General features: G+C 72.5%; 16 protein-coding genes. 10 read left to right on the plus strand and 6 right to left on the minus strand.

Annotated elements, in window-relative coordinates; genetic code table 11:
- Nucleotides 1–60: 60 nt before the first annotated feature.
- The gene (locus tag ACFCZ1_RS03495) at nt 61–672 is read right to left on the minus strand and encodes an MBL fold metallo-hydrolase (protein WP_376676785.1); all 612 of its coding nucleotides are present in this window, start codon (nt 670–672) and stop codon (nt 61–63) included.
- A 376-nt stretch (nt 673–1,048) separates the two neighbouring features.
- Complete coding sequence (locus ACFCZ1_RS03500) at nt 1,049–1,867, minus strand: IclR family transcriptional regulator (RefSeq protein ID WP_376676639.1); 819 nt, start codon at nt 1,865–1,867, stop codon at nt 1,049–1,051.
- Between the two features lie 172 nt (nt 1,868–2,039).
- Between ACFCZ1_RS03500 and ACFCZ1_RS03505 the strand changes: the two genes are divergently transcribed.
- Nucleotides 2,040–2,360 (plus strand): bifunctional 3-phenylpropionate/cinnamic acid dioxygenase ferredoxin subunit, encoded by a 321-nt coding sequence (locus tag ACFCZ1_RS03505; RefSeq protein WP_376676640.1) that lies wholly within the window; start codon nt 2,040–2,042, stop codon nt 2,358–2,360.
- 253 nt (nt 2,361–2,613) lie between these two features.
- Nucleotides 2,614–3,222 carry a GPP34 family phosphoprotein gene (locus tag ACFCZ1_RS03510; RefSeq protein ID WP_376676641.1) on the plus strand — a complete coding sequence of 203 codons (609 nt, stop codon included), beginning with the start codon at nt 2,614–2,616 and terminating at the stop codon, nt 3,220–3,222.
- 110 nt (nt 3,223–3,332) lie between these two features.
- Here ACFCZ1_RS03510 and ACFCZ1_RS03515 read toward each other — a convergent pair whose 3' ends face one another.
- Nucleotides 3,333–3,557: a hypothetical protein gene (locus ACFCZ1_RS03515; RefSeq protein ID WP_376676642.1), complete on the minus strand. Its 225-nt coding sequence runs from the start codon at nt 3,555–3,557 to the stop codon at nt 3,333–3,335.
- Nucleotides 3,558–3,726: 169 nt separating this feature from the next.
- Between ACFCZ1_RS03515 and ACFCZ1_RS03520 the strand changes: the two genes are divergently transcribed.
- From ACFCZ1_RS03520 to ACFCZ1_RS03530, 3 genes are all read left to right on the plus strand, one after another.
- Entirely contained in the window at nt 3,727–3,951 is a 225-nt protein-coding gene (locus tag ACFCZ1_RS03520; RefSeq protein ID WP_376676643.1) for a hypothetical protein, read from the plus strand.
- Nucleotides 3,952–4,183: 232 nt separating this feature from the next.
- The gene (locus ACFCZ1_RS03525) at nt 4,184–4,918 is read left to right on the plus strand and encodes an SOS response-associated peptidase (protein ID WP_376676644.1); all 735 of its coding nucleotides are present in this window, start codon (nt 4,184–4,186) and stop codon (nt 4,916–4,918) included.
- 240 nt (nt 4,919–5,158) lie between these two features.
- Complete coding sequence (locus ACFCZ1_RS03530) at nt 5,159–6,520, plus strand: family 43 glycosylhydrolase (protein ID WP_376676645.1); 1,362 nt, start codon at nt 5,159–5,161, stop codon at nt 6,518–6,520.
- A 55-nt stretch (nt 6,521–6,575) separates the two neighbouring features.
- Here the strand turns inward: ACFCZ1_RS03530 and ACFCZ1_RS03535 are convergent, their stop codons facing one another.
- Nucleotides 6,576–7,463 carry an RICIN domain-containing protein gene (locus tag ACFCZ1_RS03535; RefSeq protein ID WP_376676646.1) on the minus strand — a complete coding sequence of 296 codons (888 nt, stop codon included), beginning with the start codon at nt 7,461–7,463 and terminating at the stop codon, nt 6,576–6,578.
- A 362-nt stretch (nt 7,464–7,825) separates the two neighbouring features.
- Between ACFCZ1_RS03535 and ACFCZ1_RS03540 the strand changes: the two genes are divergently transcribed.
- Nucleotides 7,826–8,425: a hypothetical protein gene (locus ACFCZ1_RS03540; RefSeq protein ID WP_376676647.1), complete on the plus strand. Its 600-nt coding sequence runs from the start codon at nt 7,826–7,828 to the stop codon at nt 8,423–8,425.
- Between the two features lie 147 nt (nt 8,426–8,572).
- Entirely contained in the window at nt 8,573–9,067 is a 495-nt protein-coding gene (locus ACFCZ1_RS03545) for an RICIN domain-containing protein (protein ID WP_376676648.1), read from the plus strand.
- Nucleotides 9,068–9,469: 402 nt separating this feature from the next.
- Here the strand turns inward: ACFCZ1_RS03545 and ACFCZ1_RS03550 are convergent, their stop codons facing one another.
- Nucleotides 9,470–9,964: a DUF4232 domain-containing protein gene (locus ACFCZ1_RS03550; protein ID WP_376676649.1), complete on the minus strand. Its 495-nt coding sequence runs from the start codon at nt 9,962–9,964 to the stop codon at nt 9,470–9,472.
- Between the two features lie 674 nt (nt 9,965–10,638).
- Here ACFCZ1_RS03550 and helR point away from each other — a divergent pair.
- The 3 genes from helR to ACFCZ1_RS03565 all read left to right on the plus strand — a co-directional run bounded on the left by helR (nt 10,639) and on the right by ACFCZ1_RS03565 (nt 14,511).
- On the plus strand, nt 10,639–12,816 hold the full coding sequence (helR, locus tag ACFCZ1_RS03555) for an RNA polymerase recycling motor ATPase HelR (protein ID WP_376676650.1): 2,178 nt from the start codon (nt 10,639–10,641) through the stop codon (nt 12,814–12,816).
- 214 nt (nt 12,817–13,030) lie between these two features.
- Nucleotides 13,031–13,645, plus strand: coding sequence for an HdeD family acid-resistance protein (locus tag ACFCZ1_RS03560; RefSeq protein ID WP_376676651.1), 615 nt, complete (start codon nt 13,031–13,033; stop codon nt 13,643–13,645).
- Between the two features lie 173 nt (nt 13,646–13,818).
- Nucleotides 13,819–14,511 carry a DUF4232 domain-containing protein gene (locus tag ACFCZ1_RS03565; protein ID WP_376676652.1) on the plus strand — a complete coding sequence of 231 codons (693 nt, stop codon included), beginning with the start codon at nt 13,819–13,821 and terminating at the stop codon, nt 14,509–14,511.
- Between the two features lie 273 nt (nt 14,512–14,784).
- Here ACFCZ1_RS03565 and ACFCZ1_RS03570 read toward each other — a convergent pair whose 3' ends face one another.
- A complete protein-coding gene (locus ACFCZ1_RS03570; RefSeq protein WP_376676786.1) occupies nt 14,785–17,295 on the minus strand; it encodes an acyl-CoA reductase in 2,511 nt (836 codons plus the stop codon).

Here is a 17,295-nt window from a genome sequence, read left to right on the forward strand (position 1 = left end):
CCCTCCCGCGGCTGGTCCTTCCCCCGCGCCCCCGCCCGCGCCCACCGCCCCCGACACGGCTTAGCGGAGGCCGGGCAGGGTGGTGCGCTCGGCGGCGACGGTGGTGTCGTCGCCGTGCCCGGTGTGCACGACGGTCGCCCCGGGGAGCGTGAGCAGGCGGCGCCGTACGGACGCCAGGATCGTCGGCCGGTCGGAGTACGAGCGGCCGGTCGCGCCCGGACCGCCGCGGAAGAGGGTGTCGCCGGTGAACACGGCGTCGAGGAACGCTGCGTGGAGACTGCAACTGCCCCAGGTGTGGCCGGGGGTGTGCAGGACGCGCACCGCGGTCCCTGCGATGAACAGCCTCTGGCCGTCGGAGAGTTCACCGTCCGGAGGGCGCGACGGGTGGACGTGGTCCCAGAGCTCGCGGTCGGCCGGGTGCAGCAGGACGGGAGCTCCGGAAGCCTCTGCCAGCGCGGCGGCCGCACCGATGTGGTCGTCGTGACCGTGTGTGCACACGACGGCGGTGATCCGGCGTCCGGCGACGGCGGCCACGATCGCGGGGGCGTCGTGGGCCGCGTCGACGACGAGGACCTCCGCGTCGTCGCCGATGAGCCAGACGTTGTTGTCGACGTCGAAGGTCTCGCCGTCGAGGGTGAACGTGCCCGAGGTGACGACCCGTTCGGCGCGCAGGCGGCCGGTATGCGGGGCCGTGGGCGCCCCCTTCTCCACGGCAACGACGGCACGGACCTCATGCGGCACGATGGGCTCCTCGGCTGTTGCGGAGTGCACGATGTGTTGCGCGATGGGGAACATAGTGGGAATGTCGGCAACCCGCCGTCAAGGGGCGGGCGTTAACGTCTGGCAAATCCGCGCGGGCCCACGGAGACGCTCTCGACACGGGTTCCACGCGCGTCCTTCCCGCATACGACGACGCGGTGCCGGCTCTCCCCGGCCCCACGTCGCGTGGGGCGCGGCTCGGCGGAATGGCTCAGAAGCGAACCGGCACGGCACGGCTCGGCGCGGCGGCTCGGCGCGGCACGTCGGCACGGCGCAGAAGCGCGACGTCTCAGAAGCCGTAACCCATCCGTCGGGACAGCTCGTCGGCCGCGACGACCGTCCGCGCGGCCAGCTCCGGCAGCCGGTCCCGTCCGAGGCGGTAGGCCGGGCCCGAGACGCTGAGCGCGCCGATCACCCTGCCGTCGTGCGCGCGCACCGGCGCGGCGGCCGCGTTCAGGCCCAGTTCCAGCTCCTCCGCCACGATCGCGAAGCCCTGCGCACACGCCGCGTCGAGCTCGGCCCGCAGCATGCCGGCGCTGGTCACCGTGTGTTCCGTGAACCGCGGCAGCGCCCGGGCGAGGAGTCCTTCGCGCAGCGTCGCCGGCAGATGGGCCAAGAGCACCTTCCCGCTGGAGGTGGCGTGCAGGGGGGTGCGCCGGCCCAGCCAGTTCTGCGCGGTGACCGAGGCGGGGCCGCGCGCCTGCATGATGTTGACGGCGGCATCGTCGTCCAGGACCGCGATGTTCACCGTCTCGCCGAGTTCGTCGGCGAGTTCCCGGCACACCGGGGCGCCCTCCTGGGAGATGTCCAGGCGTACGGCCGCCGCGCCCGCCAGGCGCAGGACGCCCGCCCCGAGGAAGTACTTGCCGCGGTCCTGGGCCTGCGAGACCAGGCCCCGGTTCTCCAGCACGCAGAGCAGCCGGAACGCCGTGGACCTGTGCACGTCCAGCTCGTCGGCGATGTCGGTGACGCCCGCCTCCCCGCGCCGGGCGAGGATCTCCAGCACGCTCACGGCGCGGTCCACCGACTGGATCGCCCCCGCCCCGCCCTTGGGTGCGCGGTCCTGCGCTGCCTCGTTCTGCTCAGCCACTGCCTGGTCGCCGGTCATAGCTCAACTCAACTCTCACCATCTTGCGGTCCGCCGGGCACACGGCTGGGCGCACGTCCTCGGAAGCCCTTGACGCGGGGGGCACCGCAACCCGATTCTGTTGCGCATCACGCTCCATCATGCGCCATACGCAACCTCATGCTAGCGAAGAGTCCTGGACCGAGGGGGGCCCGTGATTCCCGTCTGCCGCCTTGAAGACCTCCCTGCGGGCGAATCCGTCCGTGTCGACACCACACCGCCCATCGCGGTGTTCAACGCCGACGGGGAGCTGTACGCGATCGACGACACCTGCACCCATCAGGACGCCTCGCTCTCCGAGGGATGGCTCGAAGGCTGTCTGGTCGAATGCCCGCTCCACGCCGCCTCGTTCGACGTCCGCACCGGACAGCCGACCCGTCTGCCGGCGCGCCGTCCCGTCCGCACCCACGAAGTCGTCGTCACCGACGGCGTCATCCACGTCCGCCCGGCCGCACAGGAGGACACCGCCGCATGAGAACCGTGGCCGTCGTGTGTCCGCGCATCCCGGTTGTCCCGGAGGGAGCGGATGCGCCGGGGCGAGGCGACGGCGGTGAGGTGGTCTCCGGCCGGGCCGTGTCCGGCGAAGCAGATGCGGTCGCCGCCTCCGCTCCGTATGCTCGGGCGCGGGAATGCCCGGCGGCCGACCTCACCCCTCCGGGGGACGGCGATCGCCGCACCAGCCGCTCAGGGACGGACGTGCCGCGGATGCACGGGATGTGGAGCCCTTCATGACCACACCGAGGGACTTGCTGATCGTCGCCCTGGATGCGGAGACCGGCCGCCCCGCCGAACAGGGCGACCTGTCGCTGGCGCTCGCGGGGGCCGAGATCATCGACCTCCTCGCCGTCGGAGCCGTCGGCCTGGACGGCGAGCACATCGTGCCGGGCCCCCAGCCGGCACCGGCTGACCGCCTGTTGGACGAGGCCGCCGCCTCGCTCGTCCGGGAGGCGCCGTACGAGTCGCTCGACGACTGGCTGTGGCGCAGGGGCCACGGGCTGTCCGCGGCGTACCGGGCCGCGCTCGAGGCGGAGGGACAGCTCGTCCGGGAACGCCGCCGCGCGAACCCCTTCCGGGCCGGTCAGCCGGTGCTGGTCGATTCGCCCGCCCGCCGCCGGGCCACCGACCGCTGGACAGCGGACGAACCCGTTCTCGCCGCCCTCTCGGAGGCCGCCGGGATCCGCGGCGAACGGACCGGAGACGCTCCGGAGGTGACCGACGACGTCGCGACGGTGCTGGCCGCCGTCAACGACGCGTTGCTGGAACTGGAGACCGTACGGCAGCGCCGCGCCATCGACGAGGCGGCCTTCGACAACATCTGGCGCGGCGGGGGCGGATAACGCCCGAGCGGCCGCCCTGTCCGGCACTTCGGGTCTCGGCGCCGGGGTCGCCGGAAGGCGCATGCGACCAGAGGGCAACAGAACAGCCCGCGGTCGGTGACCGTGGTCCGTCAGCCGGGTCTTCTGTCCGTACCCGCCAGCAACTGGGCCGACGCGCCACGGTCGCCGGGTGCCGGGGCGGACGCGTACCGGCCGGCAGCGCCGTCCAGCACGGACGCCACCGCCCGCTGGTGGCGGACGTGGCGGCCGCGGACGGCGGCGTACAGCGCGGCGGTGACTACGCTGACGGCGCACCAGGCGCCGAGGACCACGACGATCGTGGTGAGGACGGCCACGAGGGCTCCTCGGGTGTGAGACGGCAGGGGCGGGGACCGGTACGGCAGCGGCGTCGGCCGCTGGCAGGGAGGAACGGGCGGCAGGGCATCCGGCGGCGTGGCCCCCGAGGAGGATCACTGCGGCGTACAGGTGCCGAGATGAGCTGGGCCAAGGGGGTACGTACTCACCGTGACCGACAAATACCCCAACGGCGCGGACTTCACGCTGACCGTCTCCGACGACTTCCGGCCGGTGACGTACAGCGTTCGAAGGCGACGGCAGGGTCCGGGCCGTCCGCGGGAGCTCATCGCCGAGCGACGGGGGCGACCGGGGGAGGACCCGCGGAATCTGCCGGTCGACTCCGCGGACGGGCACGGGGGACGGCTCGCCGACCAGGAGCGCGTCGTGACCTGAACGCCGGTCCGGGCGGCCGGTCCGCGAGAGGCGGGCGAACGTTCGGCAACGGCCTGATCGCGCTCCTGCAGCACCCGGGCAACTGGCCGCCCCGCGGGCCGACCCGGGACTGCCGGAGGCGGCCGCGGGGGAGTCCGGTTCGGCGTGGGCGAGCCGGGTGCGGGCGGGCGTCGAAGGTACCGGCCGGGTGTGGTTCGGCCCGTTTGCGTCCGTGGGGTGGCAGGGTGGGGGTATGTGCGGTCGGTATGCCTCGTCCCGGGCCCCGGAGGACCTCGCGGGCCTGTTCGACGCCGAACGGGAGCCCGGCGCCGGGGAACTCGGGCCCTCGTGGAACGTGGCCCCGACCGATGACGTGTGGGCGGTCCTGGAGCGAGCCGACCGCGAGAGCGGGGAGGTGGCCCGGCGGCTGCGGCCGGTGCGGTGGGGTCTGGTTCCGTCCTGGGCGAAGGACCCGGCGGTCGGTTCGCGGATGATCAACGCGAGGGTGGAGACCGTGCACGAGAAGCCTGCGTACCGGCGCGCGTTCACCCGGCGGCGGTGTCTGCTGCCCGCGGACGGCTTCTACGAATGGGTCGCGGTGCCCGCCACCGGCTCGGTCAAGGCCCATAAACGGCCGTACTTCATCCGCCCCGAGGACGCGGGGGTGATGGCCATGGCCGGGCTGTACGAGTTCTGGCGCGACCCGGGCGTCAAGGACGACGACGACCCGTCGGCCTGGCTGACCACGGCCACGATCATCACGACCGAGGCCACCGATCTGGCCGGCCGTATCCATCCCCGCATGCCGCTCGCCCTCGACCCCGGGGACTACGACACGTGGCTCGATCCCGCCCACCAGGACACGGCGGATCTCCGTGCTCTCCTCCACACCCCTGCCGGAGGCCGTCTCGCGGTGACCGCGGTCTCGACGGCGGTCAACAGTGTCCGCAACAACGGCCCCCACCTGCTGGACCCCGCCACCCCTTGACCCGGCCACCCCTTGACCCGGCCACCCCTCGACCCGGCCACCCCTCGACCTGCTTTCCGGGCGCTGCCGACCCGCGCACCCCTTCGGCCCCGGAGGCGCTCGCGGGCCGGGCGCCGCGGGTGGGGTGCTACGGGTGGGGTGCTGCGGGTGGGGTGCTGCGGGTGGGGCGCAACCCCGCACCCCACGCCGTCGTTCTCAGTGGCGTACCCGTCGGCATACCCGTCATTTCGAGGAGACGATGTGTTTCGTGCGGCTGTGCACCGGATCGGACGGCGTCTCGCGGTGGCGGCCGCCCTCGTGTCCGCCCTCGGGGCCCTCGCCGCGGCTCCGGCCGGGGCCGAGGTCGTCCCGGGCCCGGTCCTCGACCGGGAGTTCGCCGACCCGGACATCGTGAAGGTGGGCAGCACCTACCACGCGTACGCGACGAACGACGGCAGCAGACACATCCAGCACGCAACGTCCCGGGACCTGGCGCATTGGTCGATGGCCGGCTCCGACGCCTTGCCCCGACTCGGGGGGTGGGCGGATCCGAACCCCCGGCAGGTATGGGCACCCGAGGTGTTCGACAACGGCCGAGGTTTCACCATGCACTACACCGCCCTCGACCGGGCGAGCGGCAGGCAGTGCATCGGCGTCGCCCGCTCCTCCTCACCGAACGGACCGTTCCGGCCCGTCGGCGACGGGCCCCTGGTCTGCCCGGCCGACGAGGGCGGTGCCATCGACGCCGCGAGCTACACGGAGAACGGCCGGCGGTACCTGCTGTGGAAGAACGACGGCAACTGCTGCGAGAGGGATACGTGGCTCCACCTCCAGGCGGTCTCCTGGGACGGCACCCGTACGACGGGTGAGCCCATCCGGCTGATCAAGCAGGACCGCGAGTGGGAAGGGAAAGTGGTCGAAGCCCCCACCCTCGTCAAACGGGACGGCCGCTACGTGCTGTTCTACTCGGCCGACTTCTACCGCGGCGACGGGTACAAGACCGGCTATGCGGTGGCGACCGGCCTCACAGGCCCCTACACCAAGGCGGCCGCACCCCTGATGACCACGGCGTCCGTCAGCGGCGCGGTCCGCGGCCCGGGGGGTCAGGACGTGGTGACGGGCCCGGACGGACGGGACCGGATCCTCTTCCACGGCTGGCGGGACGACGGCGTACGGCGACGCGTCATGTACGGGGCCGAACTGGGGTTCGCCGACGGCCGTCCGGTGGTCCGGGGCAGCAAAGTGCTCTACCAGGCGGAGAGCGCACGGGTGAACCACGCCGTCGTCCGCGACGCCGTCGGCGCCCTCGACGGGAGGGCGGTCGGCTACATCGACCACGCGGACAGTTTCGTCGAGTTCAGTGTCTTCGCCGCCTCGGAAGGCGTCCACACCCTCTGGGTGCGGTTCGCCAACGGCTCCCGGAACAGCGCCGACGGCCCGGCACCCGCCTCGCACCTTCTGACGGTCAACGGCCGCGCCGCAGGGGCCGTGAACTATCCGCACACGGGCTGGGACCACTGGGGCGAGTCGGCGGTTTCCCTCACCCTGCGCAGGGGCTGGAATGCCGTGCGCCTGTCCAAGGGCGAGCGCCATGCCGAGCTGGACAGCGCGGAGGTGGCCTGAGCCGCCGCCCTCGCCGCAGGCCCGTACCTGAGAACGCGTCGGGCCGGTCGCCCCGTCAGCCCCACTTCTGCTGGTCCGAGCCGTTGCAGGGCACGGCGCGCAGCCCGGCGGCGCCGCCGTCGTCCAGGCAAGCGCCCGTGGTCTGGCTCCTGACCTGCACCGACTCGTCGGCCAACGGGGTGAGGGACCACCTCTGGGACGAGGCCTTGCCGCAGGCCGCGGCCCGTAGCCCCGAGCCGGTGATGTCCAGGCAAGCGCCCGTCGCGTGGTTGCGCAGCCCGCTGGTGCCATCGGGGTACGGGTGAACGGTCCACCGCTGGTAGCTCATCCCGTTGGGCGCGAACGAACGCAGTCCCTGGTCGAGGCTGTGGTCCAGGCAGTTCCCGGTGGCCCGGTTGACGAAGTTCCGTACCTCGTCGTGCGATGCCGGACCGTTGCCCCGGGCTTTGTCGCCGGCCGCCGTCGGCGCCGCTGCCGCCGCCGGATCCCGGGTGGGCTCCGCCGCATTGTCCGGCTGTAGAACGGCCCAGGTCAGCGCGGTTCCGAGGACCAGGCCGAGGAAGACGCCACCGGCGGCCCACGCGTACCGGCTCCGGATCCGGACGGCGGCCGCACGCTGCCATGTCGGGCGCCACCACGACGGGGGCCCCGGTTCGGCTCCGGGCCCGGCGCCGCTCACGGGCGGTTTGGGCTGGCACCGGTCCGCCGCTTCCCACAGCACCCGGTAGTCCGCCGGATCCGCGTCCAGCGCACGGCACAGATCGCGGACGATGGCCCATGGCGGGACCGTGCTGCCCCGTAGGTAGCGCGACAGCGACGAGTCGCTGATCATCACTTCCGACTCGAGGGAACGCAGTGTGCGCCCGGAGCGCTGCTGCAGCTCCCTCAGCGCATCCGCCAGCTGCTTTCCCGCACCGGCGTGCCGCCCGTCGACGCCTGCCACGTCCGCTCCTTCCGGCCGGCGCCACTCCTTGTTGCCCCGGCAGGCCGCGCTTGTCCCGGGATGGTCATGTCCCAGCAGGTCAGAAGCCTAGGGATCCCGACATCGGTGAAGCAAACGGGACAACGTTGCGGCGCCCCGACACGTCACCACAAACTCGTCATCACCCCGCTCCGCAGCCCGTGCAGAGGCAGGCACCCCTGTCTCTGCACGGGTGGCCGGGGCTCGATGACGGGTGAGGCCGGAGGGACGCGGTTCCTCCGCCACCAGCGCTTTCCGACCGCTTCAGCAGAGTCCGCGAGCCGCTGCCCGTCGCCCCCTCGCGCGGACCGGTGTCACTCCCTACGAGAAATCGGAGAACCGACATGTCCAAGAACACCACCCGTCGTTGGAGCATGGCGGCGTTGACCGCGGTCGTCTGCGTAGGCTCGGCCGCGCTGACCGCCCCGTCGGCGCCCGCGGCGCAGCCCACGACGACCCAGACGTTCACCGCCTCCTCCGAGAGCGGGTACACCGAGGCCGTTCAGGCTGCTCCCCGCATCACCCGGGCGCAGGTACTGGCGCGGGCGAAGACCTGGCTGACCGCCAACAACGGCCGTCCCGTGCCGTACAGCCAGAACAAGCGCTGGAAGGACGGCTACCGGCAGGACTGCTCCGGTTTCGTCTCCATGGCCTTGGGCCTGTCCAAGCCCGGACCCAACACCGTCGCCCTGAAGAAGAGTGCCTACACCCGCCCGATCCCGATGAGCCGGCTCGCCCCCGGCGACCTGGTCATCAAGGCCGACAGCAACAGCGCCGACAAGCGCCACGTCGTCATCTTCGACGGCTGGGCCAACAGCGCCCACACCGTCTACAAGTCCTACGAGCAGGCCGGCGGCGTCGGAACCCGCTGGAAGCAGCACTCGTACGGAGTGAACGGGCGCGACGGCTACCACGCCTACCGCCCCGTCAACATCGTGGGCTGACCTCCCGCAGCCCCCGCGTCCGCCACCCCCGCCCGCAACACCGCGGGCGGGGGTGGGGTCGGGGCCCTGACCAGCCCCGGAACACAGCGGCCCCGGAACACACCAGCCCCGGAACACACCCCGGTCACCACAGACCAAGGAGCAACGATGAACACCCCCGCGTTCACGACCAAGGCCCGAGCGGCAACCCTGACGGGCATCCTGCTCGCCGTCGCACTGACCTCGGCCACCGCGCCGGCCGCTGCCGCGGCGCCGGCCGGTGCGCTCGACAGCGTCCAGACCTTCCGCAACGCCGCGACTTCGGCCTGCCTGGACGACAGCGATTCCGGCGTCCGCACCTATACCTGCCTGGGCAACGACCACCAGAAGTGGAACGTCCACCGGTGGGCCGACGGCACCCGTGAGCTGAGGAACCTCAAGACCGGACACTGCCTCACCGACTTCCCGCGGGGCAGCGTCTCGGCCCATCCCTGCGACAAGGACAAGGACGAGAGCTGGATCGTCCACCGCTACCCGGACGGCGCTGTCGAGCTGAAGAACCAGGCGACCGGCCTGTGCCTGGACGACAGCTTCGAACACCACCTCCGCACCTTCCCCTGCGGCACCCACGGCGCGAAGAGCCCGTACCAGACCTGGCGCTAGCGACAAGCCGTTGACCTGAGCCCGGCATCCGACGGCTGCCGGGCTCCGGGGCATGCAACGAGCCCGCCACCTCGTGCGAGCCGTTGTCGGCGCATGCGGACCGGCCACCGCCTCCCGGTACGGACTGGTCAACCACCACCGCGACGACCGGGCACCGTCGATCGCCCGGTTGGACCGGGTCGCCGGCCGGGGGCGATCACCGGATCCGCAGGGTGCCGCACCGCGGAGAGAACGCGCCGGTAGTCCGGCGGGAGTGCGTCCTCGTTCACCCCCGCCGCCCGGTGCGGGGTCGCCATCTCCGCCTGCCCGTCGGCTTGTCCGGGTGCAGGCGGGGCCGGGGCGCGATCGTCGGCGAGTCGCCCGTTCACCCGCTCAAGCGCGATGCGGGTTCTCCGGCGGTCATTACGGGGCTTCCACCGGGCTTATCTCGAAGGCTCCGCACACCCGCAGGTGGTAGGGGATCTCGACGGCCTGGAAGCTGTTCGGCGGGTAGACCTTGACGTAGGCGGACGTCGGCCGGCAGTTCGGTGCCACGGCCCGGCTGTTGGTGCGCAGAACGGCGGTCACGGTTTCGTCCGGGACGATGGACACCGTGGTCACCCGCTCGCCGGTGCGGATCGCCGAGGTCCCGATCTGGTGATGCCGGGCATCCACGACACTGACGCCCGGGTACCCGCGCAACGCACAGGTGTGGGTCGAGGTGTTGGTGAACAGGATCGGGTAGTTGAGCGACCCCGCGGCGCCCTCCGGCTCGCCGACGGCCAGGTCCAGGTCGGCCACGTGGCAGGTCGGGATCCTTGGCAGGGCCGAGGCCTGAGCGGCGCCGATCGAGGCGCCGGTTGTTGCCAGGAGGGCTGCGGAAGCGATGGCCGCCGCCCGGGTCAGGACGTTACTCATGGCGCCAACTCCTGTGTCAGCGATAGGGAATTGCCCGTTCCGGCGCGACGGTGTCCACGCGACGAGAGCCAAGGGGCTGGTGGAGCAGGTGTCCGGCTCGACGTGTGCGTGTTGCCGTCGGCGGGAGTTGTGCCCAGCACTCTCGCGGAGTCCCGACCGGGCGGTGCACTCCAGCGGCTGAACAGCGCGGGCCTGATGGCACCATTCTACCGGTCCGGGGTCCCCGCGGCCTTTCGGCCGCGGGCATACCGAAGGGGCGGTGCGCCACACCACGGCGCACCGCCCCTTTTTGTCTCGGTGGTCTCGATGAGGCCGGAGCCGGAGCCGACCCGAGGTTCGTGCGGACAGCGGCCGGCCGGAGTCGGTCCAGAGCGGACGTTGAGGGCAAAGTCGTGAAGGCAAGGAGGAGTTCGCACTCCTTGCCACTCTCAACTTATAGCGCACCGGGGGGCTTGCGGCAAGGCCCCGGTCCTCGGGCAGAATCGCGCACCGAGCCCAGGACCTGCGGAAATAGGGGATCCACGACGTGCATGTGTTGTTGACGGTTGATGGGGTGCGCGGTGACGCCGCGCCGGTGTCGGGACGCGCGACGCGGTTGCGGGCACCAGGCGCAGAGGCGCGGGCCCGCGCGCTGCCGGCCCTCGTGGGCACTGAATCGGATCGGGGCTGATGGCATGAACCACCTGACCACCCACCGGACCACCAGCGTGTTCGACCTTCCCGGACACCTCGCGCCCAAAGCCGACCCGACGCTGATCGACGGCGACGAGCAGCACTTCAAGGCCATCGCGCAGTGCCTGGAGCAGACGATCGCCGAAGTGTCCGACCGCCTCGACGCCACGCGCATGGCGCCCGGCGGGGTCGGCCGGGAGGCGATGGACCGGGACGCGGAGATCCACCGGCTGACCGGTCGCCTGCGCGCCTTGCGCCGGTTCGGCCTGGACCTGTGCCTCGGACACATCGTCGGCACGGACGACGCCGAGCCCGTGTACATCGGACGGCTGGGCCTCACCGACAGCGCGGGGCGCCGCCTGCTGCTCGACTGGCGCTCGCCCGCGGCCGAGCCGTTCTTCGCGGCGACCCACGCCAACCCGATGGGTCTGGCGAGCCGTCGCAGGTACCGCTGGACCCGAGGCCGGATCGGCGACTACTGGGACGAGGTGTTCACCGCGGACGGGCTCGAAGGGCACGCCGCGCTCGACGACCAGTCCGCCTTCATCGCCAGCCTGGGCAGCAACCGGTCGTCCCGGATGCGGGACGTGCTCGGTACCATCCAGGCCGATCAGGACGCCATCATCCGGGCGGGATCCCGCGGCGCCCTCGTCGTCGACGGCGGTCCGGGTACGGGCAAGACCGTCGTCGCACTGCACCGCACCGCCCACCTCCTCTACTCCGATCCCCGCCTCGGTCACCGTCGCGGCGGCGTGCTGTTCGTCGGCCCGCACCGGCCGTACCTGGACTACGTGGCCGACGTCCTCCCCAGCTTGGGGGAGGAGGGCGTGCAGACCTGCATCCTGCGGGACCTCGTCGCCGAGGGGGCCGGGGCGGGGATCGAGAGCGACCCGGACGTGGCCTCGCTGAAGTCGTCCGCGGACATGGTGAAGGCGATCGAGCCGGCCGTCGGAATCTACGAAGAGCCGCCCACGAAGGGGATGACGGTCTCGACCCACTGGTCCGACGTCTGGCTGAGCGCCGACGACTGGGCGGCAGCGTTCGAAGCGCCGGAACCCGGTACTCCGCACAACGAAGCGCGCGACCAGATCTGGGAGGAACTGGTCACGATCCTGCTGGACAAGTACGACGGCGACGAGGTCCCGCCCGACCTGTTCCGCGCGTCGCTGCGGCAGAACCGAGAGCTGGTCACGACCCTCGACCGCGCGTGGCCGATGCTCGAGGCGACCGACCTCGTCGGAGACCTCTGGTCGGTGCCCGCCTACCTGCGCAAGTGCGCTCCCTGGCTCAGCCGCGACGAGGTGCGCAAGCTCCAGCGCGAGGACGCCCAGGCGTGGACGGTGTCCGACCTGCCGCTCCTGGACGCGGCCCGGCAGCGGCTCGGCGACCCGGAGGCCTCGGTGCGCAGGCGCCGGCGTGACGCCTCCGTCGCGGCCGAGCGCGAGCGCATGGCCGGTGTCATCGACAGCGTGATCGCGGCCGACGCCGACGGTGAAGGCGCCGTGACGATGCTGCGGGGGAAGGACCTGCAGGACAGTCTGATCGACGAGACCGCACTACCCGGCGCCGACCGGGACCTGCTCGCCGGCCCGTTCGCGCACATCGTCGTGGACGAGGCTCAGGAGCTGACCGACGCGGAATGGCAGATGCTGCTGCTCCGCTGCCCGTCCCGGAGCTTCACCATCGTGGGGGACCGCGCCCAGACCAGGCGCGGCTTCACCGAGACGTGGCAGGAACGCCTCGAACGGATCGGGCTCGGCCGGATCACCATGGCTTCCCTCGGCATCAACTACCGGACCCCGGAGGAGGTGATGGCGCAAGCCGAGCCGGTCATCCGGGCCGTGCTGCCGGATGCCAATGTGCCGATGTCCATCCGCAGCAGCGGCGTCCCCGTCGTCCACGGGTCGGTTTCGGACCTGGACCCGGTCCTCGACGCCTGGCTCGCCGCCCATGCCGAGGGAACCGCCTGTGTCATCGGCACGCGCACCATCGCCGGCGGTGCGGTCCGGGCGGAGTCCCGGGTCCGGTCGCTGACCCCGGCCCTGTCCAAGGGGCTCGAGTTCGACCTGGTCGTCCTCATCGACCCGGAGGCGTTCGGCGAGGGCATCGGGGGAGCGGTCGACCGCTATGTCGCGATGACCCGCGCGACCCGGCAACTCGTCATCCTCACGAGTTCCTGACTCCGGCCGGTCGAACGTCTCCCGCCGGTTGGGCCGGGGACGTTCGACGGCAGCCGGCCGGGCCGAGTACCCGCCCCCGGCCTCGGCGCAGGGGCTCATCCGTCGGAGCAGCGAGTCGTACCATAACGATCTAAAATTACCCGGAAAGGTACACAAGCTACTCCGGCGGCTCCGAGGTGCCCCTACGGGCCGTGCGGCTGGCCTGGGAGGCGTGATGACCGTACCCCCCGACGCGGCACCGCAGCACACGCAGAACGATCCCGAGGACGCCCTCAGGCAGGTCGGCAGTTCCTGGCGTTGGGCGCTCGGCTTCGCTCTCGCGACGCTGATCCCAGGCATCCTGGTGCTCGTCTGGCCCGACGAGACGCTGCACATCCTGGCCGTGATCATCGGTCTGCAGCTCCTGGTGGCGGGCGTCTTCCGATTCGTCACGGCCTTCTCCCACAGCAGCGACGCGGGCGGCAGCAGACTGGCGGGCGTCCTGATCGCCATGCTGGCGTTCCTGGCGGGCGTCCTGGTACTGCGGCATCCGATGCAGACGATCGGCGCGCTGTCCCTGATCGTCGGCGTCTTCTGGCTGCTGACGGGAGTGCTCACGGCCTACGTCGCGATCGCCGACCGCAGGCTCGCGCATCGCGGCCTGCTCTTCGGCCTGGGCGCCCTCGGCACCGTCGCCGGAATCGTCGTGCTCTGCTTCCCGGTGGACTCCGCGGTCGCCCTGACACGGCTGCTGGGCCTGTGGCTCGTCCTGCTCGGTGTGTTCGAAGTGGTGATGGCCTTCGCGCTGCGCTCCGCCACCCGCCGGGTCACACACGTGCCTCCGCGGTGAGCGCAGGTCCGGTCCGTCGACGGAGCCCGCTCCTTCTCCAGTCGGCGACGTACGTCATGGTCGCGTCACGGAACCGCCACAGCGCCGCAGCCCGGGAACCCGGGAGGGGTGCGGTGCCGTGTCCCTCCGCGAGTGCCGGTGTGGGACCGGTCGTGAACCTCGGGGAGCGCCCCATGCAGTACACAGCAGGTGTCTGGCGGACCGCGGCAGCGCTGGCGGCGGCGGTGGCGGTCACCGCCTTGACAGCGGGCTGCACGCCCGCCGGAGACGACGGCGCGCCCGCCAAGCCGTCGACGTCGCCCGCGGCGACGGAGCCGGCGAAGCCGACCCCCACCGGGAGCTCTTCCTCCGCCGGGAGCTCTTCCTCCGCCGGGGGTGGCACGGGTGGCACGGGCAGTACGGGTGGCACGGGCGGCGGGGCGAAGCCGTGCAAGACCGACCAGATCAAGGCCTCGGACGCTCACCAGGCCGACGTCCGGCCGCCGGGTACGGGAACGGGAGCCGCCATCGTGTCCGTCACCAACACCTCGACGGGTCCCTGCACGCTCCACGGATTCCCGACGGTCGCCGGAGCGGGGAACGGCTCGCCCGGCAAGAACCTCCCGCTCGCCGTCACCCAGAGCGGCTCGGCCTCGACGGTGACCCTGGCCCCGGGGGCCCGGGCCTGGACGAAGCTCACGTTCGTCAACGTCCAGGGTGAGGCGGACGGCTACTGCGAATCCGGCGCCACGCCCGCCAGCTTCCCGACCCTCGTCCTCGGCGTGCCCGGCGCGGGCTCACACCAGATCTCCATGGACGACGGCGTGTTCGCCGAGTGCGACAACAAGGCGACCGTCACCGCGTTCTCGCTGACCAAGCCCTCCTGACGCCGTGTGGCCGGCCGCCCGCCGGGGCTTCGGTCCCGGCGGGCCGCCCGCCCTCGGCCGGGTGTCCCCGCGCCCGCCGGCCGGGCCCGCCTCACCTCGCTCGCCGTACTGCCGGGCCCGCCGGCCCCGCGCCGCGTCACCTGCTCGCCGCATTCGCCCGTACCGCCAGCCGCTGACGGGGCGCCCCGGGAAGACCGCCGGCCCTGGCCGGCCGACCACGGCCGGCGGGCCCAGGGCCGGCGGGCACCCCGTGACGGCAGGTGCGGCCGTTTCCTAGTGCCGCGTGTCCACCACCGCGAGGAGTTTGCCGCTGGTCGGGCTGCGGTCCAGGGACGCGCCGTCCACGGCCTCGACCACCAGGTCCAGCAGCCGTTCCGTCACCGCCGAGCGGAGCTCCGGGTAGCCGGTAAGGAAGACCTCCCGCAGCCGCTCCGGGTCCGTCGGCCCGGACCGTTCCACCCGTACGGTCAGCCGCTCGCGCGCGTCCGTACCGTCGAGCCGGATCTGCAGCTCGCCGCGGTGGCCGCCCCGTTCCTCGGCCAGGGCCAGGAAGCGGCGGTGGTTGAGGAAGTACGTCGCCACGCGCATCACGTCACCGGTGCGCCCCCGCAGCTCGAAGCGGGGCGCGTGCCGGCCGCAGGGGCAGCGGCCCGGGACTTCCCGGCCGAGGTCGCCTATCACGTACCGGCCCAGCCGCTGGCCGCGCCGGGCGTGCGTGGTGAAGACCAGCCGGCCCGTCTCGCCCGCGGCCACCGGCCGGTCCTCGGCCAGGTCCAGGACCTCCATCGTGTGGAGGTCGGCGTGCAGGTGGTGAACGCCGCCGGAGCTCTCGGTGCACTGGTAGCCCAACGGGCCGAGGTCGGTGCTGCCGTAGGTGATCGAGCGGACGGTCTCGATGCCGAACGTGTCCTTCAGCGTGCGCTGCTGTTCCTGCGTGAAGTGCTCGCCGCCGTAGAAGACCTTGCGCAGGCCTCCGTACGCGCGCAGCGCGTCCGCCTCCGCGTGCAGCAGCTGCCACAGGTAGGAGGGCATGCCGAACAGGGTGTCGGCCCCGTGGTCGATCAGCGCCTGCGCCGTGGCGCGGTGGTCGGGGCCCGCGGACAGCGGGAGCTGCACCCCGCCGAGTCGCTCCAGCACGGAGAAGAAGCTGATGAAGCTGCCGTACATGCCGCCGCAGTAGAAGAGGTTGGCGGTGCGGTCCCCGACCGGGTCGTAGCCGGCGGCCAGCAGACCGCGGGCGGCGGCGTGCATCTGGGTGTCGTAGTCGTCGTAACTGAAGATCGACAGCGCGGGCGCGCCGGTGCTGCCGCCGCTGCGGAAGTACAGCTCGGCATCGGCCCGCGCCACCTGCCGGCCCAGCTCCTGCACGTCCTCCTTGCCCAGCAGCGGACCCGTCGGCGGCGGCAGGACGACGGGCCGCGCCAGGTCGTCCAGGCAGGCGGTGGTGGCGAAGCGGTCCGGGTCGGCCTGGACCGCGACGCGGCGGCTGTAGCGCTGCAGGGCGTAGACGCCGTCGTGCGGCTCGCCCGCGTAGCTCTCCAGCATGGCGCCGACCGGCGTGACGCGGGTGACGCCCGCGGCCAGGGCGGTGCGGGACAGCTCGGCGATGTCGGTCCGGCTGCCCGCGAGGCCGGCCGTCTGCAGGTAGCGGCGCATCGGGCGCAGGGTGGCGATCAGCCGCTTGCGGGGCAGCGGCTTGACCCACACGCTGCGGTGCAGCGGCGAGGCGGTGAGCGGGGAGCGGGTGTCGGCCATGACCCGCCACGAGCCGTCGGGCGCGGCGAACACCCTGGTCAGGCCGAGGTGTTCCTCCAGCCGGGCCATCAGCTCGGTGGTGGTCAGCTCGGCCGCCTCCGCCGGGTCCGGCTCGGCCGCCGACGCGGCGGCCACGGCCGGCGGCCGGGCCGCGAGGACAGCGGCGAAACGCTCGGCGAAGGCGAACACCTCGCCCTCGTCCTCGGTGTCGAGGTAGACGACCTGGGGGCTGGAGCACGCCTGCTGCTCGTGCAGGCACACGTCGTCGGCAAGGGCGCCGAGCGTGAGCGGATCCGACCACGCGTCGCCCGTCAGGTACGCGAAGGAGATCCGGTGCCCCCACTCCACCAGCCGGCATCCGGCCGGCACATGGGAGGCCACCCCTTCGACCGCGCCTTCGCCGCCCCACACGGCGACGGCGTCCGCGGGCGCGCACATCAGGCGCAGCCACTCCTGCCGGGAGGACGGGAAGCGCAGGACGACGATCCGCGCGGCCAGTGCACCGCTGGGGTCCAGGGCCGCGAGCTCGGCCATCAGGTGCTGGGTCAGGAGGGTGTCGGAGCTGCTGGTCTTGAGGATGTTGACGTTTCCGGCGAGCAGGCCCTCGACGACGCTCAGCGGCGCGACCGTCGCGGCGTTGCCCGGGGCGATGTGGGCGACCAGGCCCACGGGCGCCCACGCCTCGTAGACCGTCTCGCGCGGATCGGCCCGGTTCAGCCGTTCGGGCGTGGCGCTGCCGAGTTCCCGGCGCAGCTTGCGCGTCAGCTCGCGCCGGCCGAGGAGGCCGCCGAGTTCGGCCAGGACGGCGGGGTCCTCCCCCGCGGGCAGGTGCGCGGCGAGCTTGGCGCGTACGGGGTGGGCCGGGTCGCGCAAGGCGGTGGCGAGCGCGTCGCAGGCGGCGAGGACGGTCTCGGTCTCCAATACCGTCGCCAGCGCAGCCTCGACAACGGCCGGCAGGTCGGCGAGGCGGCGCCCGGCCTCCTCGTCGCCGATGAAGGAGCCCTGCCAGTAGTGGTGGTGCACAGTCAT

Origin of the sequence: Streptomyces sp. NPDC056224, assembly GCF_042267665.1 — a bacterium.
Classification (GTDB): domain Bacteria; phylum Actinomycetota; class Actinomycetes; order Streptomycetales; family Streptomycetaceae; genus Streptomyces.

Excerpts from the sequence above, each read along its gene's own strand:
- ACFCZ1_RS03510 (WP_376676641.1), top strand. The coding sequence starts at position 2,614 with ATGACCACACCGAGGGACTTGCTGATCGTCGCCCTGGATGCGGAGACC.
- ACFCZ1_RS03500 (WP_376676639.1), bottom strand. The coding sequence starts at position 1,867 with ATGACCGGCGACCAGGCAGTGGCTGAGCAGAACGAGGCAGCGCAGGAC.
- ACFCZ1_RS03560 (WP_376676651.1), top strand. The coding sequence starts at position 13,031 with ATGACCGTACCCCCCGACGCGGCACCGCAGCACACGCAGAACGATCCC.
- ACFCZ1_RS03525 (WP_376676644.1), top strand. The coding sequence starts at position 4,184 with ATGTGCGGTCGGTATGCCTCGTCCCGGGCCCCGGAGGACCTCGCGGGC.
- ACFCZ1_RS03540 (WP_376676647.1), top strand. The coding sequence starts at position 7,826 with ATGTCCAAGAACACCACCCGTCGTTGGAGCATGGCGGCGTTGACCGCG.
- ACFCZ1_RS03550 (WP_376676649.1), bottom strand. The coding sequence starts at position 9,964 with ATGAGTAACGTCCTGACCCGGGCGGCGGCCATCGCTTCCGCAGCCCTC.
- ACFCZ1_RS03565 (WP_376676652.1), top strand. The coding sequence starts at position 13,819 with ATGCAGTACACAGCAGGTGTCTGGCGGACCGCGGCAGCGCTGGCGGCG.
- ACFCZ1_RS03545 (WP_376676648.1), top strand. The coding sequence starts at position 8,573 with ATGAACACCCCCGCGTTCACGACCAAGGCCCGAGCGGCAACCCTGACG.
- ACFCZ1_RS03570 (WP_376676786.1), bottom strand. The coding sequence starts at position 17,295 with ATGACTGTGCACCACCACTACTGGCAGGGCTCCTTCATCGGCGACGAG.
- helR (WP_376676650.1), top strand. The coding sequence starts at position 10,639 with ATGAACCACCTGACCACCCACCGGACCACCAGCGTGTTCGACCTTCCC.